Here is a 25,306-nt window from a genome sequence, read left to right as displayed (position 1 = left end):
ACCATGGCCGCTATTGCTCACCCTGACTTCCGGGAGGAACTATATAAGTATGCTCAGGAAAACTTCTACTGAGGCAAAAGGGGCTCCTGTGAATTACAAACTATTTGAAACGGTCCGGCTGGGGTCATATGACGGTAGACCGTTCCCAGCGCGCCGACGAGGGGCAGGCGGTGTTGGACCGGCAGATCAGCCGTAGCCTATTGTAGCAAAACCGCGGAGAAGGTGATCTGCCCTCCACAGTGCTCCCGTTCATCGATTCCCTACAAACCTGTCTATATCACCTGTCTGCCCGGCCTGGATGATTGATATTTTTTGCTCAAAAGGAGTCGTCTGTCCTGATATCAGAATAGACGACTCCTTTCAATGCATTCCAAATGGTTGTTTCTGTATGAGGTGTCCTTATGTCTGGGATCCTTCTGCGCTTAGAAAGATTAGTCATGGATCTTCCAGCTGTTGAGCCATTTCGCTGTTTCTGGAGAAGAGTGATCTATGATCTCGCTGTGCCCCAGATCCATCTGAGTAATAGCGGCCATGTCCTCATCACCAAGAGCAAAATCCCAGATAGCCAGATTTTCCTCCATACGGTTCCGGTGGACAGATTTAGGAATAATGGACACACCACGCTGTACGTTCCAGCGCAGCACCACTTGGGCCACAGTTTTGTCGTATTTTTTTCCAATGGCAGACAATACCTCGTTTTGGAATATCCCATGGGTCCCTTCAGCCAGGGGACCCCATGCCTGGGGCTGGACTCCTAGCTCCCGCATAGCTTGAAGGGCGCCTGCCTGCTGGAAGAAGGGATGGAGTTCCACCTGGTCAACCGACGGGATCACACTGGCGTTGGCGCACAGGTCGGTCAGCCGGTCCGGATAGAAGTTGCATACGCCGATAGCGCGGATCCTGCCCTCCCGGTACAATTCTTCCATGGCCTTCCAGGAGCCGTAGTAATCTCCAAAGGGCTGATGGATCAGGTAAAGGTCCAAATAGTCTAGGCCTAGTCTATCGAGAGAGAGTTGGAACGCCTGCTTGGACTTTTCATACCCCGCATCCTGGACCCATAGCTTGGTAGTGATAAACAGTTGCTGTCTGGGGATGCTGCTCTTGCGGATGGCAGCGCCCACGGCCTCCTCGTTGCAATAGGCGGCGGCAGTGTCGATGAGCCGGTATCCGCAGGCCAGAGCCTGGGATACGGCCTGCTCACATTGAGCAAGGTCAGGAATCTGAAATACGCCAAAGCCCTCCAAGGGCATGGTCGATCCGTTATTTAGAGTAATATGATTCATAAGAGAGTCCTCCTTTTGAATAGAAGCGCTTTTCACCGGAGAATTTTTGTGCTATACTAAGACTACTGCCTTCGAGTTACTCGAAGTCAAGTGCCTTTTTAAAAGGAGGAGGGAAATTTTGTTTACGGTGAAAGAGGCAGCCAAACAGTTACATCTCTCTGAACATACGATCCGTTTTTATACAGACAGGGGGCTGATTCCTCATGTGTTTCGGGATAAAAACAACAATCGGCTGTTTGACGGAGAGGCTTTGAATTGGCTGACAGGAGTAAAATATCTCAGGGACAGCGGGATGTCACTAGATTCGATCAAAGAATATGTGGAACTATGCCTGGAGGGAGACTCCACCATTCCGAAGCGCTGTGATATTATCAGGACCCAGCGGGAAAAAGTGCGTGCCCAGTTGGAGGAGGCCAAGAGGCGGTTGCAGTATATGGATCACAAAATAGAGTTGTACCAAACAATTATGGAGAAGGGGACTCCCGACACTATGAATCCGGGAAAATGGCCTGCACGTTCTGTGGGGTAAGGGATCCATCTTCCATTTTTAAGAAACTTGTGTTAAACTCGACACTGATATCAGACCTGTCCCGAACCGCCGACAGCGCCGTTGTCGGCGGATTTTGTTTCAGAGACCATGGGCAGAGAGAGGAGGAAGCAAACTTGGCCCAGGTAAAAAACGACTTTTCTCAGGGGAGCATCCCCCGCAATATCCTGTCCCTGGCACTGCCTATGACGGCGGCTCAACTGGTGAATGTACTGTACAGCGTAGTAGACCGCATCTATCTAGGCCGCCTGCCCGGCAGCAGCCACCTGGCGCTCACCGGGCTGGGAGTTACTATCCCCATCGTGTCTATCATCATGGGGCTGGCCAATCTCTGCGGTACCGGAGGCGGTCCGCTGTGTTCCATCTATCGGGGAAAAGGAGATGAGGAAGAAGCGGAGAATGTGATGGGAAATTCCTTTACGCTTCTTCTGCTTCTTGGTGCGGCAGCTACGGCATTTTTCCTGGTGCTGAAGCGGCCCATCCTCTATCTATTTGGTGCCAGCGACGATACATTTCCCTACGCTGACGACTATATGACCATCTACCTTTGCGGCACCCTGTTTGTTATGATCGGTCTGGGAATGAATCCCTTTATCAATGCCCAGGGGTTTGGAAAGACTGGGATGTTTACCGTGGTCATCGGCGCGGTCATCAATATCGTGTTAGACCCCATCTTTATTTTCCTGATGGATATGGGGGTGAAGGGAGCGGCCCTGGCCACCGTGATCGCTCAGGGTGTATCCGCGGTATGGGTGCTCCAATTTCTGACCGGCCGCCGATCTATTCTCAAGCTGCGCCGGCGCTGTCTTCCGTTACAGGGAAAGCGGGTCAGGCGCATCATCGCTCTGGGGCTGTCCGGCTTCTGCATGAATATGACCAACAGCCTGGTCCAGGTGGTGTGCAACGCCACCCTCCAGTTCTACGGCGGCGATCTGTATGTGGGCATCATGACCATTATCAACTCGGTCCGGGAGGTCTTTTTCATGCCGGTCCACGGGCTGACCAACGGCTCCCAGCCAGTGATGGGGTACAATTACGGGGCGGGTAAGTATGGCAGAGTCCGCCAGTCCATCCGCTTTGGCTGCGGACTGACTGTGGCCTATGCCGCCGCCTTTTGGGCACTGGCCATGGCCTTCCCAGGCTTGATGATCCAGATATTTAACGATGAGCCGGAGGTAATTCAGGCCGGTATCCCCGCCCTCCGCATCTATTTTGCCCTCTTTATCCCCATGTCCCTCCAGTCTGCGGGGCAGGCCGTCTTTGTGGCACTGGGCCGCTCCAAGCAGGCTGTATTCTTCTCTCTGCTGCGTAAGGCCATCATCAATGCCCCGCTGACGGTCATCCTGCCCATCTGGATTGGGACAAACGGTGTATTTATCGCCGAGGCGGTGTCCCAGCTCGTTGGCGGTTTGGCCTGCTTTGTCACTATGTATTGCACAGTTTACCGCCCTCTAGGGCGGCTCAAGGACGACACCCCTCTGCCTGCCCGCCGCTGAGATCAGGTGGGTACCCGCCTGGGATGGAAGAAAGCGCCTGGCTGCTGAAAGAAAAGATTTGGGCGTCAGCTTATGCTGGCGCCCAAACCCGTTGGAGGATAGAAATGAAAAGAAGAAAAGATCCATAGTCAGCCTTATGAGAACGGGGAGGACAGGTCCATGCCGCACCGGTCACAGCCCGCTCCCCGGAGCTTTTTGGTTCCTTTCTGATACCATCATATGCGGTAGGTCTGTAAAGTTCCACCGCTGACAGGTCAAATCTGGGTAAAATATAAGAAGAAGGGAAGGCATTTTCCCACAGAGAATCCTCTCTCCCTTGCCAAATGTCCGTCTTTATGAGAAAATAAAGAAAAAGATACATCCGTTGTCAGGAGTTTTGATATGAACGAACTGTTTGAAAAATCCATCCAAACCCTAGAGCTGCCCAGGGTGCTGGAAATGCTGGCCGGTTGCGCCGTCACCGACGAGGGGCGGGAGCGAGCCCTCGCCCTGCGTCCTATGACCGATATAGAGGATGTGCGCCGGGCCCAGGAGGAGACCTCTGCCGCTGTGAAGCTGCTGATCCTCCGGGGCACCCCAGGGTTTGCCGGGATCCGTCCGGTGGCGGCCAGTCTCCAGCGGGCGGATATGGGGGGCAGCCTGAATACACGGGAGCTGTTGGAGGTAGCCGCCGTCCTGCGGGCCGCCCGCACCGCCGGTGAGTATGGAGCTGGGGAGGAGAAGTCCCCCATCTCTCACCTGTTCCACGCCTTGACCCCAAACCGCTTTTTGGAGGATACTATTACCAACTCCATTGTAGGGGAGGATGAACTGGCGGACTCCGCCAGTCCGGAGTTGGCCTCCATCCGCCGGCATATGCGGGCCACGGAGTCCAAGGTCCGGGACATCCTGCAGAAGCTGATCTCCTCCAACCAGTCCAAGTACCTTCAGGAGGCCATCATCACCATACGTTCAGACCGGTATGTGGTGCCGGTGAAGTCGGAGCATAAAAACGCTATCCCAGGCCTGGTCCACGATGTGTCTTCCTCCGGGTCTACCTTTTTCATCGAGCCCATGGGGGTTGTCAAGGCCAATAATGAGCTGCGAGAGTTATTGGCCAAGGAGAAAAAAGAGATCGAGCGCATCCTGGCCGAATTATCCGCCCAGTGCGCCACCCACAAGGAAGACATCCTAGAGGACTACCAGCTGTTGGTGTGGCTGGATGCCATCTTCGCCCGGGCCAAGCTGTCCCTAAAGCTGGAGTGTACTGAACCCAGGCTGTCTGACAAGTATTTGCGCCTGCGGGGAGCAAGGCACCCCCTCCTGGACCAGAAGAAGGCGGTGGCCAACGACCTGGAATTGGGGGAGCGATTTGATACCCTGGTTATCACCGGCCCAAACACCGGAGGAAAGACGGTTACCCTGAAGACCCTAGGCCTGATCACCCTGATGGCCCAGTGCGGCCTCCATATCCCGGCAAAAGATGATTCTACCGTACGGGTCGTCTCCCGTGTGCTGGCCGATATTGGGGATGAGCAGTCCATCGCCCAGTCTCTGTCCACCTTCTCCTCCCACATGGTGAATATCGTGGGCATCTTGGAGGAGGCGGATGACGAGAGCCTGATTCTCTTTGACGAGCTGGGAGCGGGGACCGACCCGGTAGAGGGAGCTGCCCTGGCCGCTGCTATCATCGAGTCCGCCAGGGGACTGGGAGCCCAGGTGGCGGCCACGACCCACTATGCCGAGCTGAAGGTATACGCCATGACTACTCCGGGGGTGGAGAATGCCTCCTGCGAATTTAATGTGGAGACCTTGGCCCCCACCTACCGCCTGGTACTGGGTATTCCCGGAAAGTCCAACGCCTTTGCCATCTCACGCCGGCTGGGCCTGCCCGAGTATATCATCGAAAAGGCAGCCGCCCGCCTGGATGCGGAAAACGTCCGTTTCGAGGATGTGCTCACCCGTCTGGACCAGCAGCGCCAGGAGATGGAGAGAGAACGGACAGAGGCCCGCCGGCTGAAGCTGGAGATGGAGCAGTCGGCCAGTAAGGCCCGGGAGTACCGGGAAAAGCTGGAGGCGGAGCGGGCCAAGGTGGTGGAGAAGGCCCAGGCCGAGGCCCGTGCCATCATTCAGGAGGCCAGGGACGCCAGCGACCTGGCCATATCAGAGCTGAAGGAGCTCCAGAAGCGGAGGGACCTGGACTGGCAGCAGGTCAATGACAGCCGGGCGGAGGCCCGCCGCCTGCTCAACGAGGCGGAGCGGGGCATTGGCGGTCCGGCCCAGGAGGTGGAAACCCCGCCGCCAACCCGTCCTGCCGTGGCTGGGGACACTGTGGAGCTGGTGTCCATGGGGACTAAGGCCACGGTCCTGTCGGTCAATAAAGACGGCTCCCTTCAGCTTCAGGCCGGCATTTTAAAGATCTCCGCGAAGCAGGACGAGGTCCGGGTAGTGGAGGGGGAGAGCCAGTCCCAGAAGGAGGCCCGGCGCATTGTCGCCCGGGCGGAGCATACCCTGCGTACCGCTGCCGTCCCCTCCCAGGTGGATTTGCGCGGTATGATGACCGACGAGGCCATCGCTGTGCTGGAGCGATTCCTGGACACCGCCATGATGGGCAAGCTGGAAACGGTGACCATTATCCATGGCAAAGGAACAGGGGCGGTGCGGAACGCGGTGCGGACCTATTGCAGGCGTAGCCGGTATGTTAAGTCCTTCCGTCCGGGCCGCTACGGCGAGGGCGAGGACGGCGTCACAGTGGTTGAGCTGAAGTAGCGGGGCACCCCTCAAAGGAAGGCTCTTCGCCCAGCGGGATGGGGTAAGAACGGGTGAGACGGACAGCGTTTTGAGTTTGTGGGGGAAGAACAGGCCAATTTTCCGCCAAGAATTTGACGGATCATCCCTCTTGGAAAAGATTTCTAGAAAATCCCGTTGGTTACAGGAATTTTTCCTGTAAGGAAAGAGTTAGATTTGTGAAAAATGTCATTGACGAGAACGGGATAAATCTGGTATGCTTAGACCATATAAAACGACCAGTGCGGAGGTACAGCCATGTATAGTCAGGAAGCAGTCGTGAACAATCAGGTCGGTCTGCACGCCAGACCCGCCACTTTCTTTATCCAGAAGGCCAACGAGTTCAAGAGCTCTATCTGGGTGGAGAAGGAGGAGCGCAAGGTCAATGCCAAGAGCCTGCTGGGCGTTTTGTCCTTGGGCATCGTCAAGGGTACTCCAATTAAACTGATCGCGGACGGGCCCGATGAGAAGGAAGCGGTCGAAGCACTCTACAAGATGATCTCCTCCGATTTTTCTGAGTAAGGCATTTCCCATGAAAAGGCACCGCTTGGCGGTGCCTTTTTTGATATTTCCCCAAAAGGAGGGAGCGCGCCATGACCTTTGAGGAACTGAAAGAAAAAGCCCATAGCCTGCCGCTGAAGCCCGGCGTGTATATCATGCAGGACGCAAAGAATACTGTCATCTATGTAGGTAAGGCGAAGGCGCTGAAAAACCGGGTGAGCCAGTACTTTGCGAATCTGGCCTCCCATACGGAAAAGACTAGGGCCATGGTATCCCAGATCGACCACTTTGACGTCATTGTGGCTGACAGCGAGTTTGAGGCACTGGTCCTGGAGTGCTCTCTCATCAAGCGGCACCAGCCCAGGTACAATATTCTGCTGAAGGACGATAAAGGCTATCCCTATATCCGCCTGTCTAATGAGGCGTATCCCCGCTTTTCCCTGGCGGCCCGACCGGCGGAGGATGGAGCGAGGTACTTTGGGCCCTACGCCAGCCGCCACAGCACCCAAGCGATTATCGACGCCCTGCGTACCGCCCTGCGCCTGCCCTCCTGCCGGAAGAAGTTTCCCAGGGATATCGGCAAGGAGCGGCCCTGCCTCAACTTTCATATGGGCAAGTGTGACGGCTACTGCCGGGGGGATGAGCTGAAGGCCCAGCATGACCAGGCGGTGTCCCAGGCCGTGTCCCTGCTGGAGGGGCGGTTCAAGGAAGTACAGGCAGATCTGGCCACAGAGATGGAGCGGGCGGCAGAAGAACTGCGCTTTGAACAGGCAGCCCAGCTGCGGGACCGACTGAGAGCCATCGAGCTGCTTGGAAAACGGCAGAAGGTAGTGGCCGGCTCCTTGGCGGATACTGATGTGGCCGGTTTTTTCCGAGGGGAGGCCAAGAGCTGTTTCGTGGTCCTCCACTACATGGAGGGGGAGCTGGCCGCCAAAGACTTTGATCTGCTGGAAACCCCGATGGAAGAGGATGAGGAGAGCGTCCTATCCTCTCTGGTCCGGGAATACTATGTGGGCCGTAACCGTCTGCCCCGGCAGATACTGCTCCCTTGTGAACTGGTGGACCAGGTACCATTGACCCGCCTGCTGTCCGAGCAGGTGGAGCGGAAAGTGGAACTTGTCACCCCCCAGCGGGGGGCCAAGATGGACCTGATCCGCTTGGCCAACCAAAATGCCCAGGAGGAGGTGGAACGGGCCACCACACGGGAGGAGCGGCAGAACAAGCTGCTGGAGGCGCTGGGGAAGATGCTGGGGCTGGAACAGCCGCCCCGGCGGATGGAGTCCTACGATATCTCCAATCAGGGAGCCAGCGACATTGTGGCCTCCATGGTGGTATATGCGGACGGCAGACCCCTCAAGCGGGATTACAGGCGCTTCAAGCTGAAGGACATGACCGGGCCGGATGACTACGCCTCCATGGAGCAAGTGCTTACCCGGCGATTCCGCCGCTATCTAGAGGGGGATGAGAAGTTTGCCGACCGTCCCGACCTGCTGCTTATTGACGGCGGTCATGAGCATGTAAAGGTGGCCCAGCGGGTGCTGGAGTCAATGAGGCTGGAGATCCCCGCCTTCGGTATGGTAAAGGACGACCGGCACCGTACCCGTGCCCTGGTCCATCCGGATGGGCGGGAAATCGGCATCCAGTCTATCCCCGCGGTGTTCGCCCTGATCGGCCAGATCCAGGAGGAGACCCACCGTTTCGCCATCGAATACCACCGTCAGCTCCAGTCGGGGCACATGAAGACCTCAGTGCTGGATCAGATCCCCAGTGTGGGCGAGGCGCGCCGCACCCAACTCCTCAAACACTTTAAGACCATCAAAGCGATCAGAGGAGCCTCTCTGGAGCAACTCCGGGAGGTGGTGCCCAGGAACACCGCTCAAGCGGTATATTATTATTTCCATCAGGAGGAACAAGACCATGAAGATCCAGACCATTGAGAACAGGATGCCGGAGCTGATCGGCGTCCTCACCCAAGTGTGGGAGGATTCTGTCCGAGCTACCCACAACTTCCTGATGCCCGGAGACGTGGAGCGCATCAAGGAGTATGTGCCCCAGGCCATTGGCGGGATTGGGAAGCTGGCGGTGGCCTTTAACGAGCAGGACCGTCCCGTGGGCTTTCTGGGCGTGGAGGGAGAGATGATCGAGATGCTTTTCCTGGACCCCGCGGTGCGGGGCAATGGTTTGGGTCGGTCCATGATGGACTACGCCGTCAAGAATTTCGGTGCCAGCAAGGTAAACGTCAACGAGCAGAATAGGGGAGCCAAAGGATTTTATGAGCACATGGGCTTTTCCGTCTGCCGCCGGACGGACACCGACGATCAGGGGAGGCCTTATCCCATCCTGTATATGGAACTGAAAAGGGCATGACTTAGGAGGAGAAGCACCGTGGACAGAAAAAAGCTATGGCTGGACTGGGCGGTGGAGCTCCAGAGCTTGGCGCAGGCCGGGTTGTATTATGGCAAGGACAAATTCGACCGGGAGAGGTATGCCCGTATCCGGGAGATCGCCGCGGAGATACTGGCCTTCCAAGGAGATATGCCGCTGGAAAAGGTAAAGGACCTGTTCTGTTGTGAAACTGGGTATCAGACCCCGAAGCTAGCCACCCGGGCCGCTGTTTTTCAGGGGGAGAGGATTCTCCTCGTTCAGGAGCCGAAGGGGTGGGCTCTGCCCGGAGGCTGGGTGGACATGGATATCTCCGTAGCGGAGAATACCGTGAAAGAGGTGCGGGAGGAGGCAGGACTGGAGGTGAGGGCAGACCGGCTGATTGCCCTTCTGGATGGGGAGCGGCATCACACCACGGTGTATCCCTGGAAGGTGACCATCGCCTTTGTCCTGTGTACTCTGTTGGGCGGAGCATTTCAGGAGAATCTGGAGACGACGGCCAGCGGTTGGTTCCCTCTTGATTCCATGCCTCCGCTGGACTGGGAAAAGACGACTCGGGAACAGTTGGAGCTATGCTTCCGGGCCAGAGCGGCGGTGCACTGGCATACTCTTCTGGAGTGAGCGGGTTCTTCCTGGAAGCCTGATCGTAGAATAAATCGCTTTCCTTTTAAGAGAGGAGAGCAGGGCCGTGGAAGGAGCAAAATTTTCTCTTGCAAATCCTCTGACTTTCATGTATAATATTCCCTGCATCAGATACCAGCCGGTGTGATGGAATTGGTAGACGTAGTGGACTCAAAATCCACCGCTGGCGACAGCGTACCGGTTCGAGTCCGGTCACCGGCACCACGTCGGAGCAAGCTTTGTATCGCTTGCTCCGACTTTTTTTGCAAAAGTCAGAGCGCGCTCACGCCGCTGCTCCTCCTTTCCAAATCGAACCCGCTGCGCTGGATTACGATTTGGTATCGCAGCTTCGCTGCGCTTTTATTGCGTGCATGAAAATATGGATTTTAGTCGCTCTTTGCCTGCCCGCAATCCTTTTGCTTTTTGCGGATTGCGGGCTTTTTATGTTATTTTATCTTCTTCTTGATATGAATTTTTTGAGTTCTTTTCCGCATCTCAGGACTACTTTTGGAGCGGCATTGGGAGTTTATTCCGGCTGCATCAAAACATCGACAAGCTGGCAAAGGGATTATAGACGAATAAAGGTGGAGAAACGGCGTATAAGACAGAAAAAAAGAGGTATCGCTGGCGGTAGATCACTCTGACCGAAAATTGACGAAAAAAACCGAAATCCCGGTCACCCAAACTGCATATTTTCCCTTATTCTTATATTGAGAAATAAAAAGGAGGGGAATTGTGTGGAACGAACCAATCACCTATCAGACAACTTAAAAGCATACAAGGAGGGAATGGGAAAAAGTCTTTCAGATTTTGCCAGGGAACTCAGCATTCCAAAGTCGACAATTCAGGCGGCGATGGCCGACGGAAATACGACATTGGATACCCTGATCCGCATCGCCAATGCACTAGGAGTTTCGCTGGATGAACTGGTATTCGGAACGGTGTCTATAGAGGCGGCAGGAAAAGCGAGATGCCTTCTGCGCCAGGTCGAGTGGTATCATTTTTTGCCAGCGGACAAGCAAGAGGCTTTTCAATATCATTTTGGGGAGATACTAAAGCTGTTGTAATATGAAAAACATGACTTTTGACACATCCGCGGAGATGACTGATATTTATGACCTGTTGCTCCGCTTGGGAGTTACCGCGAACTACATAGGCTTTTTCCATACAGCCTTCGCGGTGCATCTCGCGATCCAGGAGCCGGAGCGGCTTCTGCTGGTAACCAAATGCCTATACCCTGAGGTGGCGGGGCAATACCAGACCAACTGGAGCTGCGTTGAGCGCAACATCCGGATGATAGCAGAAATTGCGTGGAACCGCGGCCGTCCATTCCTAGAAGAGCTGGCCCGCCATCCACTGATGAACAGACCAAAAGCCTCTGAATTTTTGGCGATTTTGGCTGCCTATCTTTTGCCCCGCCAGTATGGTGATACATGAAATTGGGAAAAGGAGGGGGAGGCATCCGTTTTAGCGGATGCCTCCCCCTCCTTTTTTGGCGGGTTTGTCGTCTGCCCTATGAAGGGCTGCGAAGCAGCTGCCCACGGGCGGCAGGGGTTTACATGATGTGCTCCTCGGCGCAGTTGTCCAGGACGCGGAAACCCATATCCTCTCGAGTGGCCACATGGAAGTGGGCGATGCTGGTCGGGTCGAACTTGGGACACAGACGAAGCTCCGGACTCAGACGCAGGTCCTCCACAGAATTTCTAAATTCCTGCTTTTTCACAGAGATCACCCCCGGAAACAGTATTTCCAATCCCAGCCGCCGCTATGAGCAGATGAGCGCAAAATAGCTTCCGCAACCGGCGGTTGTCAAATTGAATACAGCTTTTGGTTGCGCTGTTCACTGAAATTTGCTATGCTGAACACCGACTCAGGAACAAAACAAAAGAGGGGGACAGTATGGAATTTCAAAATCGGCTTTATGACCTGCGCAAGCGGTCTGGGCTTTCTCAGGAGGAACTAGCCAATCTGGTGGGGGTGACCCGCCAGGCGGTGCAGAAGTGGGAGGCAGGCACAAGCCGGCCTGATATGGATAACCTGACCGCCCTGGCCCGGTATTTTAACGTGACGCTGGACTGGCTCATCACTGGTCATGAGATGGAATCATGTGCCGCCGCCCAGAACGGCCCAGTGGTGGTGGAGAACCACTACCATTATAACAGCTGGCACTATGAGTATAAAAGCAAGTGTACCGTCTTTGGGCTGCCGCTGGTCCATATTAACCTGGCACAGCGGGGCTTCTGTGTCGCCAGAGGTGTTGTTGCCATCGGCAATGTTTCGGTGGGTGCGCTATCCATCGGGGTCTTTGCGCTGGGGGGAATCACAGTAGGGGCCTTTGGAATGGGGCTGTTGGCCCTGGCCGGAATGGCCCTCGGCCTGCTCGCGATGGGCGGGATCGCTCTGGGGTATGTGGCGGTAGGAGGCTGTGCCTTCGGCTATCTGGCCATTGGAGGAAGCTCTGTCGGGATATACGCCGCCGGTGGCGCGGCGATGGCCCGGGATGTGGCGGTAGGCAGTGCGGCTACCGCGGACCTTCTGGCCATAGGACAGGATGCCCGTGCGGCGATGACGATGGGGCTGTCTGACACACGGGAAGCCATTTTCCAGGCCATTGGGCAGACCGGAGCGCCCGACTGGATCAGGAGCGTTCTGATGTTTTGTATTGGCCGGTAACAGAAAACGCGGAGGACGCATAACGTCCTCCGCGTTTTGTCATTCCTCTGTTGATTCCTGCGCTGAGGGTGGGGAGGGGGGGGCGTTGCGCCGGGCCACATCTACCCGCAGCATCTGGTAGAGGGCAGCGGCCAAGGGGACAGCCAGCAGCATCCCGCCAATGCCGAGGACGCCGCCGCCAATGGTGACAGCAGCCAGCACCCAGATACCGGGCAGGCCGATGGAGGAGCCCACTACCTTAGGGTAGATTAAATTGCCCTCAAGCTGCTGCAGGATCGCGATAAAAATCAGGAAGAACAGCGATTGGAAGGGTGATACAGTAAAGATCATAAAGGCTCCCACACCGGCGCCGATGTAAGCGCCGGCCACAGGGATCAGGGCAGTAAAGCCAATGAGAGCTCCCACCATGGAGGCGTAAGGGAACCGCAACAGCATCATGCCGCCCATACACAGCAGGCCCAGGATGACGGCTTCTGTACACTGGCCCACCACGAAGCGGCGGAAACAGGAGTGGAGAGTTTCAAGAAAGTAAACCAGATGGCTGTACCAGGCCGGCTTCAGATAGGTCTTCATAACTAGGGAGATCTGGCGGCCCAGCTTCTCCTTGCCCAAGAGTAGATAGATGGAGAAAATGATGCTCACGACGGCGGTAAAGGCGGTGGAAACCGTGGCGGAAACCAGGGACAGTACCGAGCCCATGACACCACCTACGCCCTTGACCAGCCACTGAGTAATGGAGGCGATGACCTCCTTCCAGTTAATGGAGCCATCGGCCAGCGCGGTGCTGGAGATGGAGAAGAACTGGGACAGGTCCAGATTTTCACTCAGCTTCTCCAGCATAGGGACTACCTCCTGGATGAGAACCAGGGTACACTCTAACAGCTCAGGAAGAATCATGCGGATGAGGAGGAAAACGATGGCGATCAGACTGGCAAAAGCCAAAAGCAGGCAGACCGGCCGGCGGCTTTTGATGACAAAGGGACTTTTGGTATCGGGGAAGTACCAGCCCTCATATAGGCTCATGAGGATATTGACCGCGTAAGCGATAACGGCGCCCAGAACCAGGGGGAAGGCGGCCCCCAGCCCCAAGAGGAGCAGGGAGGACAGGGTTCCCCAGTAGTGGATAGCCAGATAAAGGAGAAACAGGACCACACCCAGCCGGGCAGCCCCCATCCATTCCCGTTTCATTACAGACCCTCCATCATATGGATCTTCAGGTAGCCGCCCTCCACATTGGTCTCCTCGATGAACTGGGGGACGGCGGGGATCATCAGCTCCCGCTCCCCGCCCCGGATGACATAGACATTGTTGGCGGGCAAAGTAAGAATGTCCTCTACCTTGCCTAGGACTTGTCCAGACTGGGCGTCACGGGCCTCTAGCCCATAGATATCGGCCAGGAAAAAGGCTCCCTGAGGGAGATGGGCATCCTTACGGTCAATATACAAGATGGCGTTGCGCATGGCCAAGGCAGAAGGAACGTCACAGATCCCCTGAAACTTGATGATAACCATGCTTTTATGGACGCGGGCCCGCTCCACCTGGATAGGCCAATGGGACTGATCTACATAGAGGGTTTTGAACTTGCACAAAAATTCCGGAGAGTCAGCCCAGGGCTGGACCCGCACCTCTCCCATGACGCCGTGGACGTTGGTGATCTTGCCCACTTCCAAATATTGTGCCGGCATGGCATAGCCTCCGTTGCAGAAAATTTTATATCACAGGCGGCGGAAAGCCGCCAGGAAAATGGAAAGAAAACAAAAGCGCAGGAAAAGCCTGCGCCTTTGTTTTAGTCGACGATCTCTACGGAAACACGTTTTCCAGACCGTTGAGCCAGCGAGCGGACCAGGACACGGATCTCCTTGGCGATGCGGCCCTGGCGGCCAATCACCTTACCCATATCCTCGGGAGCCACCCGCAGCTCCAGGACGGTTTCGCCGTCGCCCTCGGCCTCGGTGACGGACACCTGCTCCGGGTGCTCCACCAGGTTTTGGGCGACATAGGTCAGAAGCTCTTTCATTGTGTGCAAAACCTCCAGCCTTACAGAGCACCGGCTTTTTTCAGCAGATCACGGACGGTCTCAGTGGGTTGAGCGCCGGTCTTGATCCAGGCCTGAGCGCGCTCCACATCCACATTCAGCTCGGCGGGGTTGGCGACAGGGTTGTAAATGCCGATCTCCTCGATGAAACGGCCGTCCCGAGGATAGCGGGAGTCAGCCACCACGATACGATAGAAGGGAGCCTTCTTGGCGCCCATGCGGCGCAGTCTGATCTTAACCATTTATATTCACCTCCAAATGAATTGATAGATTTATATGGAAAGCGCGCGCGGCGCTTTACCAACCTCATCAGCGCGGAGTCCGCTCTGCTTCAGATACACTTTGGGCATCTGGCGCTCCGCTCCCTGGGGCCTATACTGGCGGCTGTCTCAGAAAGGGAATCCCCGTCCCATTCCAGGCATCATCCCGCCCTTTTTTCCCATCATCTTACGCAGGCTTCTGGGCATCTTGCCGCCGGAAAACTGCTTTGTCATGGCCTGAAGCATCTCAAACTGCTTGAGTAGTCGATTTATATCCACCACCTGAGTGCCAGATCCGGCGGCGATGCGTTTTTTTCGACTGGAATTGAGAATACTGGGATTTTCCCGCTCATAGGGGGTCATGGAAGTGATGATGGCCTCCATTCGCTGGAGAGCCTTCCCATCCAGCGCGGCCCCTTCCAAATCAGAGGCCTTGACGCCGGGAAGCATACCGGCGATATCAGACAGGGAGCCCATGCCCTTTAGCTGGACCATCTGATCATAGAAGTCGGACAGGGTAAACTTGTTTTTCCGTAACTTCTCCTGAAGCTCTAGAGCCTTCTTCTGATCGAAGTTTTGCTCCGCCTTCTCAATAAGGGAGAGAACGTCGCCCATGCCGAGGATGCGGCTGGCCATCCGGTCGGGGTGAAAGACCTCGATTTGGTCCAGCTTTTCCCCCATGCCCACAAACTTGATGGGTTTTCCAGTCACTGCCCGGATGGAGAGGGCAGCACCGCCCCGGGCGTCGCCGTCCAGCTTGGTGAGCACTACACCGTCGATATCCAAGGCGTCATCAAAGGCTTTGGCGGCGTTGACCGCGTCCTGGCCGATCATGGCGTCCACTACCAACAGGATCTCAGTGGGAGAAACAGCGGCCTTGATCTTGCACAGTTCATCCATCAGTGCTTCATCCACATGGAGCCGTCCGGCAGTGTCCAGGAACACCATGTCATTGCCATGTTTGATTGCGTGCTCCACCGCGGCCTTGGCGATATGCACTGGATCTGTCTGCCCCATCTGAAAGACGGGGATGCCCAACTGCTCGCCCACTACCTCCAGCTGCTTGATGGCGGCGGGGCGGTAGATATCACAGGCGGCCAGCAGGGGCCGCTTGCCGTTCTGCCTCTTCATCAAACCGGCCAGCTTGGCGCCGTTGGTAGTCTTACCGGCGCCCTGAAGGCCAACCATCATGACCACCGTAGGGGGCTTGGAGGCGATGGTCAGCTTGGCGCTGGCCCCGCCCATCAGCTCGGTAAGCTCCTGGTTGACGATCTTAATGATCTGCTGGGCCGGGGACAGGGCCTCCAGCACGTCGGCCCCAACAGCCTTCTCCGTGACCTGGGCCACGAACTGCTTGACCACCTTATAGCTGACATCGGCCTCCAGAAGGGCCAGGCGGATCTCACGCATGGCCTCCTTCACATCGGCTTCGGACAGGCGGCCCTTGCCCCTCAGCTTTTTAAAGGCGGCGGACAGCTTTTCAGAAAGTCCTTCAAATGCCATGGATTACTCCTTTAACAGCTGGTCAGCGGTATCCCGCACCCGGAGGGCCAGCAGCTCCATGTCGGCCTGGTCCCGCTGTGCGGCCAATTCCACCAACTGCTGGGCGTCCTGGCGGAGCTGCTCCAACTGGCTGTGCATGGTGTGGAACCGCTTGATCAGGCCGGTCTTGTCCTCCAACTCGGTGAGGATGGCCTCGGCCCGGACGATAACATCCCGGACTCCCTGGCGGGTGATGCCATAGTTCTCAGCGATCTCGCCCAGGGACAGGTCCTCGTTGTAATAGAGGTCATAAAATTCCTTCTGGCGGTCAGTGAGCACATCGCCATAAAAATCATAGAGCATGGCCATGCGATAAGCCTGACTTTTCATAGGTACTGACCTCCTCAAACAAAAAATGTAAAGGAAATTAACTTTACAAACGGAATCATACCATATTTTTCTCCTGTTGTCAAGTCAAATTCCTTGCGGGCAGAGGGCCCTGCTTTGGTATATTCACCCAGAAGGAGGGGGAAACTGGAGAAATAACGGAGGGAAGGCCCGGAACTGGTCCGGCCGCGCGCCCCACCGACTTACACTGCCAGGAGGTACATCGCCATGTCCCACACCCCCAATGTCCCCATGGACGACGCCCATCTGACCAAATACGCCGTCAATGCCGCCCGGGAGCGGAAGCCACGGGGGAAGGTGCCGGTCCGGCGTCTAGCCCGAAGGCTGAAAAGGGACCTGGCCGCCCTGAACCGGGCCCAGGAGAAGCTGGGGGAGTGGAGCCAGGGGAAGGCGGTCCTGCCCCCCAGTGTGGAGTGGCTGCTGGACAACCACTACCTGGCGGCGCGGGAGGGGGAGGAGGCCCTTCGGGCGCTGAAAAAGGCCGGTCCGCTCCGGGGGGACGGGCAGGGAGGGACCCTGCTCCAGCACTGTGTCAGGGGGGGCGCGTGGGCGGTCCCCCACCTGGAGCGGGAGCGGCTGACCCGGTATTTGAAAGCCTTTCAGACCGTTCAGCCGCTGACGGAGCGGGAGCTGTCCCTGCTGGTCCCGGTGCTGGCGGCGGAACTGCTCCAGGAGCTGGCCCAGGAGGCCGGGAAACTGGAGGACCTGCGGCAGGGGCGGACTGACCCCGGCAGGCTGGAGCATCTCTTTTCCGCCCTGCGCGCCCTGGAGGGGGAGAATTGGGGCCCTCTGCTGGAGGAGATCAGCCGGGTGGAGGAGATCTTGACCCAGGACCCCTCGGGCCACTATCCCCACATGGATGACGACACCAGGCGGCGTTACCGCCAGCAGGTGTGCCGCCTGGCTAAAAAATTCCGCCTGGAGGAGAGCCAGACCGCCCGTAAGGCCCTGGAGCTGGCCCAGCGGGGGACTGGGGCCGGGAGGCATATCGGCTGGTACCTGTACCGGCAGCCTCTGGGGCGGGAGAAACGCCTTCCCTCCGGGCTGGGCTATGGGGGGGCGGTGATTGGGCTGTCCCTGGCCCTGGCGGCGGGCCTGTGGGCGGCCGCCGGGAGCCTGTGGCTCTCCCTGCTCCTGCTGCTCCCCGTGTCCGATATCGTGAAAAACGTCCTGGACTTTGGGCTGGTCCGGCTGGTGCCACCCCGGCCTGTCCCCCGGATGGAGCTGGAGGGGGGCATCCCAAGGGAGGACCGCGCCCTTTGCGTGGTCGTCTCCCTGCTCACCGGGGAGGACAGCGGCCCCAAGCTGGCCGCCCTGCTGGAGCGGTATCGGCTGGCCAACCGGGACAGCGGCCCGGAGCTGCGCTTCGGTATCCTGGCCGATCTGCCGGACGGTGCCGCCCCCATGGGAAAGGAGGGGGCGGCCTGGGTGTCCAGCGCGCACAGAGCCATTCAGGCGCTCAACGAAAAATACGGCGGGGGCTTCTATCTCTTCTTCCGCCGTCCGGTCTTCAGCGCCCGGGACGAGAAGTATATGGGCTGGGAGAGAAAACGGGGGGCCCTCACCGAGCTGGTCCGCCTGCTGAAAGGGAAGCCGACTGGCCTGCGGACAGAGGCGGGGGAGGAGGACTGGCTGCGTGAGGTGGCATATGTCATCACCCTGGACGGCGACACCAGCCTGAACGTAGGCACCGCCCGGGAGATGGTGGGGGCCATGGCCCACCCCCTGAATCAGCCGGTGGTGGACGGACAGCGTCGGATTGTCACCTCCGGACACGCCCTGTTCCAGCCGCGGGTGGCCGTGGAGCTGGAGGCGGCCAACCGGTCCTTCTTCTCCCGGGTCTATGGCGGCCTGGGGGGCGTGGATCCCTACGGCTCCACAGCCAGCGACGTGTACCACGATCTCTTTGACCAGGGTACCTATACGGGAAAGGGGATCTTTCAGGTGGAGGCCTTCTTCACCTGCCTGGACGGCCGCTTCCCGGACAACGCCATCCTGTCCCACGACCTGCTGGAGGGCAGCTACCTCCGGGCGGGGCTGCTGGGGGAGGTGGAGCTGACCGACGGCTGCCCCTATAAGGTATACGGCTACTTCGCCCGGCTCCACCGGTGGGTCCGGGGGGACTGGCAGCTGCTGCCCTGGCTGAAAAACCGGGTCCCTGACGGCCAGGGGGGGACTGAGGACAACCCGCTGTCCCTTCTGGCCCGGTGGAAGATCTTTGACAACCTCCGCCGCTCCCTGTCCCCAGTGGGCACCCTGGCGGCCCTGGCGCTGGGCATCTGCTTTTCAGGACGGGCCTTCGCCTGGGCGGGGGGCGTGGCGGCGCTGGCCGCCGCCTCCAACCTGCTGCTGTCCGGGGCGGAGCTGGCCGCCAGACGGCGGAACGGCAAGCACCGCCGCTACCACTCCACGGTCATCGCCGGGCTGGCGGGGGCCATTTTGCAGACCGCCCTCCAGTTGGTCCTCCTGCCTTATCAGGCCTATACCGCCGCCACCGCCGCCGCAACGGCCCTGTGGCGTATGAAGGTCACCGGGCGGGGCCTGTTGGCCTGGGTCACCGCCGCCCAGGCGGAGAAGGGGCGGGACGGCCTGTGGTTCTATGGGAAAAAATGCTGGTTTTCCCTGGCCATAGGGGCTGTCGTGCTCCTCCTGGCCCGGCTGCGCATCGGGCGGCTGGTGGGGCTGGTATGGCTGCTGGCTCCGGCCCTGGCCTGGGCCATCAGCAGGCCCGGCAAAAAGAGCAAGGGCCTGCCCCCCTCGGACCGGAGCTTTCTCCTCCACCAGGGGGCCCTCATCTGGGGATATTTTGACGCCTTTCTCCGGCAGGAGGACCACTTCCTCCCCCCGGACAACTGGCAGGAGCAGCCCAGCCAGGGGCTGGCCCGGCGGACCTCCCCCACCAACATCGGGATGGCCCTGCTGTCTGTCATGGCGGCGGCGGACCTGGAGCTGATCCCACGGGAGCGGGGGATTGGCCTCATCGCCCGCGTCCTGGACACTGTGGAGGAGCTGGAGAAGTGGCGTGGACACCTGTACAACTGGTACGACACCGGCTCCCTCCGGCCCCTCCAGCCCCGGTATGTGTCCACTGTGGACAGCGGCAACCTCCGGGGCTGCCTCATCGCCCTGCGGGAGGGGCTGTACCAGTGGGGGGAGGACGTACTGGCCCGCCGGGCGGAGCGCCTGTCCGACGCCATGGACTGCGCCCCCCTCTATGACCGGGAGAGGCGGCTGTTCTCCATTGGCTACGAGGTGGAGCGGGACCGCCTGACGCCGGGCTGGTATGACCTGATGGCCAGCGAGGCCCGCCAGACCAGCTTCATCTCCGTGGCCCGGGGGGAGGTGTCCCCCCGGCACTGGAGACGGCTGGGCAGGATGATGCTGGGGGACAACGATTACAGCGGTATGGCCTCCTGGACGGGGACCATGTTTGAATACTTCATGCCCAACCTGCTGCTGCCCTGTGAGCCCAATTCCTTTATGTATGAGTCCCTGTCCTTCTGCGTCTACGCCCAGAAGCGGCGGGGGAGCAAGACCCATACGCCTTGGGGCATCTCGGAATCCGCCTTCTACGCCTTTGATCCCGGTATGAGCTACCAGTACAAGGCCCACGGGGTCCAGGCCCTGGGGCTGAAGCGGGGGCTGGATACCGAGCTGGTGGTGTCCCCCTACTCCTCCTTCCTGGCCCTCCTGCTGGCCCCCCGAAGCGCCCTGCGCAATCTGCGGCGGCTCCGGGACCTGGGGCTGGAGGGGCCCTATGGCCTGTATGAGGCGGTGGACTATACCCCCGCCCGGATGACGGAGGGACAGGACCATGAGGTGGTCCGCTCCTATATGTCCCACCACCTGGGGATGAGCCTGGTCGCCATCGACAACGCCCTCAACGACAATGTGATGCAGCGGCGGTTCATGAAGGACTGTGACATGGCCGCCTACCGGGAGCTGCTCCAGGAGCGGGTCCCGGTGGGGGCCCCCATCATGCGCCAGACGGAGCGGGAGATCCCGGAGAAGCCCAGGCCGGTCCAGGGCCCCGCACTGGCACGGGCCGGGCGGCGGTTCGGGCGGCTGGCGCCGGAGTGCCATCTGGTGTCCAACGGGAGCTGGTCGGTCCTGGCCTGTGACAACGGCCTCACCGCCTCCCGCATGGGGGACTGCCAGATCACCCTGGCCAGGCCCGGGGAGTACTACGCCCCGGCCGGAGTATCCCTGTTTTTCCAGGGGAGGGAGGGGCTCTTCGGCCTGACCCCGGCCCCTCTGTACCAGGAGGGAGAATATGGCTGGGAGTTCCACAGCGCCGGAGCCGCCTGGACCTTTACCCGGGGCGGGCTGTCCGCCCGGACCACCCTGGCTGTCCCCCGGCGGGAGAACGGGGAATCGCGCCGGGTGGAGCTGTCCTGGACCGGGGAGGGGCGGCTGGAGGGCGAGCTGCTGGTCTATCTGGAGCCGGTGCTGTGTCCCCTGGCTGATTTCCAGTCCCACCCCGCCTTCTCCCGCCTGTTTCTGGAGGGGCGGCTGGATGCCCAGGGCGCCCTCTTTCAGCGCCGCCCCAGAGGGGAGGAGAAGGTCCTCTCCCTGGCGGTCCGCTGGGCGGGGGAGGGGGTCACGGCCTGCCTGGACCGGGCCTATGCCCTTGGAAGGGGCGGCCTTAGGGCTCTGGCCGGCCGGAGGGCCGGCCCTCTGGAGCGGGGGGTGGGCACAGACCCCTGCCTGATGGTCCGCTTCCCGGTATTGCTGGAGCCGGGGGAGCGGGGGGTGTTCACTCTGGCGCTGGGGGCTGGAGATACCCCGGAGGCGGCCGCCGGGGGAGCGGGGAGCATCTTGAGAGGGCAGGCGGGTGAGGCCGCCTCTCTGGCTCCGCTGGCGAGAAAGCTGTCCCTGACAGAGCGGCAGGGGATCGAGGCCTTCCGGCTGCTGTCCCGGCTGTCCGCGGCGGAGGAGCCGGGGGAACGGCCGCCAAAGAGCGCCCTGTGGCCCTACGGGATCTCGGGAGACCTGCCCCTGGCGGTGGGCCCGGTGACCGAGGGGGCGGGGCGGGAGCAGGCCGTCCTCTGGTGCCGGTGGCACCAGCTCCTGACCCGTTCAGGATATCCCTTTGACCTGGTCCTGCTGGTGGAGGAGGGGGGCGACTACCGCCGTCCCCTCCGCACCGCCCTCACCGAGGAGCTGAAGGCGCTGGGGGCCGAGTCCTCCCTGGGGGCGAAGGGGGGCATCCATCTGGCGGACAGCGGGGCGGCCCCCGCCGCCCTGGCCTGGGCCAGGGTGATCCTCCCCATGGGACCGGGAGAGGAGAGGGAGGAAAGGATCTCCCCCGCCGCCCCGGTCCGCATCTCTCCGGCCCCGCCGGAATGGAGGGCGGGGGAGGAGGGGACCGTTCTCCTTCAGACGGGGAGCGGGCTCCCTCCGGTGGGCTGGAGCCAGGTGTTATGTAACCCTGAATTTGGATGGCTCACCGATGAGACCGGAAACGGACTGCTCTGGACAGGGGGAAACTCCAGGGAGGGAAAGCTGACTTTGTGGAGCAACGACCCTCTGGCGGTCGGTGGACCGGAAAAAATTATGGTAAACTTGAAGGGGGAGGAGTGGTCCGTCTTTGCCGACGGCGACGGCTGCCCCTGTACCGTCACCTACGGACCGGGCTTTGCCCGGTGGGAAAAGCAGCTTGGGCCCGGCCGGCTGGTGACAGAGGCCTTCGTACCTCTCACCGGGACAAGGCGGGTGCTGACCTTCACCCTGTCCGGGACCAGCGGGGCCCTCTTCTACCGCCTGGGGGAGGGGGAGGCCGCGGCCCACCCCCTCGCCCAGGGGCTGCCCCTGACGCTGGTGACGGAGCCGGGGCACAGGGGGCTGGAGTCCCGGTTCTCCACCAGGCGGTATCTGGACTTGCGGGGCGAGACCCTGGCCTGGTGGAGGGCTCGGGTGTCCCCCCTCACCCTGTCCACCCCGGACCGGGCCCTGGACCACTATCTCAACGGCTGGTGCCTGTACCAGGTGACCGCCTGCCGGCTGATGGCGCGGACCTCCCAGTATCAGAACGGCGGGGCCTTCGGCTTCCGGGACCAGCTTCAGGATGTGGCCGCGCTCCTGTACACCTGGCCCCAGCGGGCCAGAGAGCAGCTTCTGCTGGCCGCCTCCCGCCAGTTTGAGGAGGGGGATGTCCAGCACTGGTGGCACCCGCCGGCGGGAGCCGGTGTACGGACCCGTATCTCGGATGACCTGCTGTGGCTGCCCTGGGTGCTGTGCCGCTACTGCTCTGTCACCGGGGACTGGGACGTTCTGGAGGAGCAGGCCCCCTATCTGACATCCAGGCCCCTGGAGCCCAAAGAGATGGAGCGGTATGAGGTCCCGCAGGTCAGCGCCAGGACAGACACCCTTTACCGCCACGCCCTGTCCGCCATCCAGTGCGTCCTGGACCGGGGAGCCGGGCCCCATGGACTGGCACGGATGGGCGGCGGGGACTGGAACGACGGCATGAACCGGGTTGGGGCCGCCGGAAGGGGTGAGTCGGTGTGGCTTACCTGGTTCCTGACTATGGTGCTTCAGGATTTTGCCCCCCTCTGCCAGCGAAGCGGGGAGGAGGAGTTGGCCCAGGAGCTGCTGGCCCAGGGAGAGAAGTACCTGGCGGCGGCCCAGGCGGCCTGGGACGGGAACTGGTACCGCCGGGGCTACTATGACGATGGGACTCCCCTGGGCAGCCGGGAGAGCGATCAGTGTCAGATCGACTCCATCGCCCAGTCCTTCTCCGTACTGCCCCAGAGAGCGGACCGGGAGAGGGCGGACCGGGCGGTGTCCGCCGCGCTGACCCGGCTCTTTGACCGGGAGCGACAGGTGGTCCGTCTCTTTGATCCTCCTTTCGACGGAAAAGGACGAAAGGACCCCGGCTATATCAAAGGCTACCCGGCCGGTGTGCGGGAAAATGGCGGGCAGTATACCCACGGCGCGGTCTGGCTGGCCATGGCCTGCTTCCGTCTGGGAAGGGCAGGGGAAGGCTGGGAGGTGCTGCGGGCGCTGCTGCCTGCCTGCCACGCGACGGAGGGATACCGGGCGGAGCCCTATGTTTTGGCTGCCGACGTATCCTACGCGACCGGCCGAGAAGGACAGGGAGGCTGGAGCTGGTATACCGGGGCGGCGGGCTGGTACTGGCAGGTGGCGGTCCAGGAGCTGCTTGGACTAAAGGTCAAGGAGGGACGTCTGCGGGTACAGCCCAGGCTGCCATCCGACTGGCCGGGCTATCAGGCGGAGTGGCGGCTGGAGCGTGGTACGCTGCTGATCCGGGTTGAGCGGGGAGAGGCTGATGCGGCCCTGCTGGACGGACAGCCTGTGGACGAGGTGGCGCTGAAGGAACTGGAGGGAGAGCATCACCTGAGGGTGGTCATCCCCTGAGCTTGGAACAGCGGTTCCAGGGCGGGGCCCTCTGGAGGGAGCGTGGGAAAAACAGGCTCGATTAGCCATGGAGAGAGCTCCGAACCTGTTCACAGCTCTTTACTTTCCCTGCCAAATCGTGGTATGATATCCAAGCTGAGAAAAAAGGGTTCGTCCCTTTTTACTATCCGGAGAAAGGAACTGTTTTATGTCTGAAACGACTCGCCGGGAGCTCTTTCCCGGTGTGTGGCTGCGTACGGTCCACACCGACAAATTCAAAAGCTCCTATCTTTCTATCACTCTGCTGGCTCCCCTGGACCGGGACACGGCGGCGGCTAACGCCCTGATCCCCTATGTCCTCCGCCGTGGCACGGCCGCCCACCCGGACATGGAGACCCTGTCCGCGGCTCTGGACGAGCTGTACGGAGGCGCCATTGAGCCGCTGGTCCGCAAAAAAGGAGAGACCCAGTGTGTGGGCTTTGTGGCCAGCTTTCTGGACGACGCCTACGCCCTGGAAGGAGAAAAGATTTTGGAGTCTGCAGCCGCCCTTCTGGGGGAGATGCTGCTCTCTCCCTACACCCAGGACGGCTGCTTCTGCTCCGAGTATACGGACCAGGAGAAGAACAACCTGACCGACCGGATCCGGAGCCAGATCAATGACAAGCGGGCCTATGCCACTTACCGCCTTACTCAGCTTATGTGCGGAGAGGAGGCCTTTGGGGTGGACAAGCTGGGGGATGAGGAGAGCGTAGCGGCCGTCACCCCCGACTCCCTTTGGCGGCGCTATCAGGAGCTGCTGAAGGGGGCGGCCATTGAGGTGTACTACTGCGGCTCCGCCCAGCCCGAGCGGGCGGAGGGGGCCCTGCGTACCGCTCTGGCTGCCCTTCCGATAAGCGGAGAGCGCCTGGACCCGGATTGCGAGGTACGCATCACGGCCGGACCCCAGCCCCAGGTGGTGGAGGAGGCCATGGACGTGAGCCAGGGCAAGCTGGCCCTGGGCTTCCGCACCGGAGGCGTTACCTGCTGGGAGGAGGACTACCCGGCCCTGACCATGTTCAATGCCGTCTTTGGCGGGACTACTCTGTCCAAGCTCTTTATGAACGTCCGGGAGAAGCTGTCCCTGTGCTACTACGCCAGCTCTATGCTGGAGAAGATGAAGGGGCTGGTCCTGGTATCCTCTGGTATCGAGTTTGACAAATACCAGACGGCCAAGGACGAGATCCTGTCCCAACTGGAGGCCATCCGCCGGGGTGAGATCCAGGACTGGGAGCTGGAGGGAGCCAGGCGCACCCTGATCGGCGGCCACTTGGCCACGTTGGACGACCAGGGCCGGCAGGAGGAGTTCTGGCTGGGCCAGGCCGCCGCCGGCCTGGATACCACCATCCCGGAGCTGACCGCCCAGTTTGAGGAGGTCACACGGGAGCAGGTGTCCGCCGTGGCCCGGAAGCTGGAGCTGGACACTGTATATTTCCTGAAGGGCAAGGAGGGTTGAG

General features: G+C 60.0%; 21 protein-coding genes and 1 tRNA gene. 14 read left to right on the top strand and 8 right to left on the bottom strand.

The genetic code is table 11. The annotated features are described in order from the left end of the window. Positions 1-431: 431 nt before the first annotated feature. Complete coding sequence (locus tag WKS99_RS09450) at positions 432-1,283, bottom strand: aldo/keto reductase (RefSeq protein WP_262670423.1); 852 nt, start codon at positions 1,281-1,283, stop codon at positions 432-434. A gap of 127 nt (positions 1,284-1,410) precedes the next feature. On the opposite strand from WKS99_RS09450, the gene WKS99_RS09445 reads away from it, so the two are divergent. The 11 genes from WKS99_RS09445 (at position 1,411) to WKS99_RS09395 (ending at position 11,033) form a co-directional block, all read left to right on the top strand. Then, positions 1,411-1,812 (top strand): MerR family transcriptional regulator, encoded by a 402-nt coding sequence (locus WKS99_RS09445; protein ID WP_262670424.1) that lies wholly within the window; start codon positions 1,411-1,413, stop codon positions 1,810-1,812. Between the two features lie 134 nt (positions 1,813-1,946). Continuing rightward, positions 1,947-3,326 (top strand): MATE family efflux transporter, encoded by a 1,380-nt coding sequence (locus WKS99_RS09440; protein ID WP_147572009.1) that lies wholly within the window; start codon positions 1,947-1,949, stop codon positions 3,324-3,326. Positions 3,327-3,707: 381 nt separating this feature from the next. Then, the gene (locus tag WKS99_RS09435; protein WP_340405802.1) at positions 3,708-6,074 is read left to right on the top strand and encodes an endonuclease MutS2; all 2,367 of its coding nucleotides are present in this window, start codon (positions 3,708-3,710) and stop codon (positions 6,072-6,074) included. Between the two features lie 276 nt (positions 6,075-6,350). After that, on the top strand, positions 6,351-6,614 hold the full coding sequence (locus tag WKS99_RS09430) for an HPr family phosphocarrier protein (RefSeq protein WP_023347782.1): 264 nt from the start codon (positions 6,351-6,353) through the stop codon (positions 6,612-6,614). A gap of 71 nt (positions 6,615-6,685) precedes the next feature. Further along, entirely contained in the window at positions 6,686-8,530 is a 1,845-nt protein-coding gene (gene uvrC, locus WKS99_RS09425) for an excinuclease ABC subunit UvrC (protein ID WP_340405801.1), read from the top strand. Beyond that, entirely contained in the window at positions 8,511-8,960 is a 450-nt protein-coding gene (locus WKS99_RS09420; protein WP_262670421.1) for a GNAT family N-acetyltransferase, read from the top strand. Before uvrC ends, WKS99_RS09420 begins: the two co-directional genes overlap by 20 nt. Before the next feature lie 18 nt (positions 8,961-8,978). Next, the gene (locus tag WKS99_RS09415) at positions 8,979-9,596 is read left to right on the top strand and encodes an NUDIX hydrolase (protein ID WP_262670420.1); all 618 of its coding nucleotides are present in this window, start codon (positions 8,979-8,981) and stop codon (positions 9,594-9,596) included. Positions 9,597-9,734: 138 nt separating this feature from the next. Further along, a tRNA-Leu gene (locus WKS99_RS09410) sits at positions 9,735-9,821 on the top strand. 14 nt (positions 9,822-9,835) lie between these two features. After that, positions 9,836-10,240, top strand: coding sequence for a hypothetical protein (locus WKS99_RS09405; protein ID WP_340405800.1), 405 nt, complete (start codon positions 9,836-9,838; stop codon positions 10,238-10,240). Positions 10,241-10,333: 93 nt separating this feature from the next. Then, positions 10,334-10,663: a helix-turn-helix domain-containing protein gene (locus WKS99_RS09400; RefSeq protein WP_147572003.1), complete on the top strand. Its 330-nt coding sequence runs from the start codon at positions 10,334-10,336 to the stop codon at positions 10,661-10,663. Position 10,664: 1 nt separating this feature from the next. Continuing rightward, complete coding sequence (locus tag WKS99_RS09395; protein WP_262670419.1) at positions 10,665-11,033, top strand: sporulation initiation factor Spo0A C-terminal domain-containing protein; 369 nt, start codon at positions 10,665-10,667, stop codon at positions 11,031-11,033. A gap of 118 nt (positions 11,034-11,151) precedes the next feature. Here WKS99_RS09395 and WKS99_RS09390 read toward each other — a convergent pair whose 3' ends face one another. Next, positions 11,152-11,319: a hypothetical protein gene (locus tag WKS99_RS09390; protein WP_186853235.1), complete on the bottom strand. Its 168-nt coding sequence runs from the start codon at positions 11,317-11,319 to the stop codon at positions 11,152-11,154. Between the two features lie 176 nt (positions 11,320-11,495). Here WKS99_RS09390 and WKS99_RS09385 point away from each other — a divergent pair, with 176 nt between their 5' ends. Further along, positions 11,496-12,269: a helix-turn-helix domain-containing protein gene (locus WKS99_RS09385; RefSeq protein WP_147572002.1), complete on the top strand. Its 774-nt coding sequence runs from the start codon at positions 11,496-11,498 to the stop codon at positions 12,267-12,269. Between the two features lie 39 nt (positions 12,270-12,308). On the opposite strand, the gene WKS99_RS09380 is transcribed toward WKS99_RS09385, so the two are convergent. The 6 genes from WKS99_RS09380 to ylxM all read right to left on the bottom strand — a co-directional run bounded on the left by WKS99_RS09380 (position 12,309) and on the right by ylxM (position 16,436). Next, complete coding sequence (locus WKS99_RS09380) at positions 12,309-13,457, bottom strand: AI-2E family transporter (RefSeq protein WP_340405799.1); 1,149 nt, start codon at positions 13,455-13,457, stop codon at positions 12,309-12,311. Then, the gene (gene rimM / locus WKS99_RS09375; protein WP_186853237.1) at positions 13,457-13,954 is read right to left on the bottom strand and encodes a ribosome maturation factor RimM; all 498 of its coding nucleotides are present in this window, start codon (positions 13,952-13,954) and stop codon (positions 13,457-13,459) included. Before rimM ends, WKS99_RS09380 begins: the two co-directional genes overlap by 1 nt. A gap of 101 nt (positions 13,955-14,055) precedes the next feature. Then, positions 14,056-14,286, bottom strand: a complete 231-nt coding sequence (locus tag WKS99_RS09370; protein WP_186853238.1) for a KH domain-containing protein — start codon at positions 14,284-14,286, stop codon at positions 14,056-14,058. A gap of 20 nt (positions 14,287-14,306) precedes the next feature. Next, positions 14,307-14,546, bottom strand: a complete 240-nt coding sequence (gene rpsP, locus WKS99_RS09365) for a 30S ribosomal protein S16 (protein WP_147571998.1) — start codon at positions 14,544-14,546, stop codon at positions 14,307-14,309. A 147-nt stretch (positions 14,547-14,693) separates the two neighbouring features. Continuing rightward, positions 14,694-16,067 (bottom strand): signal recognition particle protein, encoded by a 1,374-nt coding sequence (gene ffh, locus WKS99_RS09360; protein WP_340405798.1) that lies wholly within the window; start codon positions 16,065-16,067, stop codon positions 14,694-14,696. Positions 16,068-16,070: 3 nt separating this feature from the next. Continuing rightward, positions 16,071-16,436 (bottom strand): YlxM family DNA-binding protein, encoded by a 366-nt coding sequence (gene ylxM, locus WKS99_RS09355; protein WP_147571996.1) that lies wholly within the window; start codon positions 16,434-16,436, stop codon positions 16,071-16,073. A 225-nt stretch (positions 16,437-16,661) separates the two neighbouring features. Between ylxM and WKS99_RS09350 the strand changes: the two genes are divergently transcribed. Then, a complete protein-coding gene (locus tag WKS99_RS09350; RefSeq protein WP_340405797.1) occupies positions 16,662-23,834 on the top strand; it encodes a GH36-type glycosyl hydrolase domain-containing protein in 7,173 nt (2,390 codons plus the stop codon). Between the two features lie 187 nt (positions 23,835-24,021). Further along, complete coding sequence (gene yfmF, locus WKS99_RS09345; RefSeq protein WP_340405796.1) at positions 24,022-25,305, top strand: EF-P 5-aminopentanol modification-associated protein YfmF; 1,284 nt, start codon at positions 24,022-24,024, stop codon at positions 25,303-25,305. The last annotated feature ends 1 nt before the right edge of the window (position 25,306 follow it).

It is taken from the genome of Flintibacter sp. HCN-6482, from assembly GCF_037892565.1.
Lineage (GTDB): Bacteria > Bacillota > Clostridia > Oscillospirales > Oscillospiraceae > Lawsonibacter > Lawsonibacter aceti.
The sequence above is the reverse complement of the archived record's forward strand: the minus strand, read 5'-3'. Positions and strand labels throughout refer to the sequence as shown.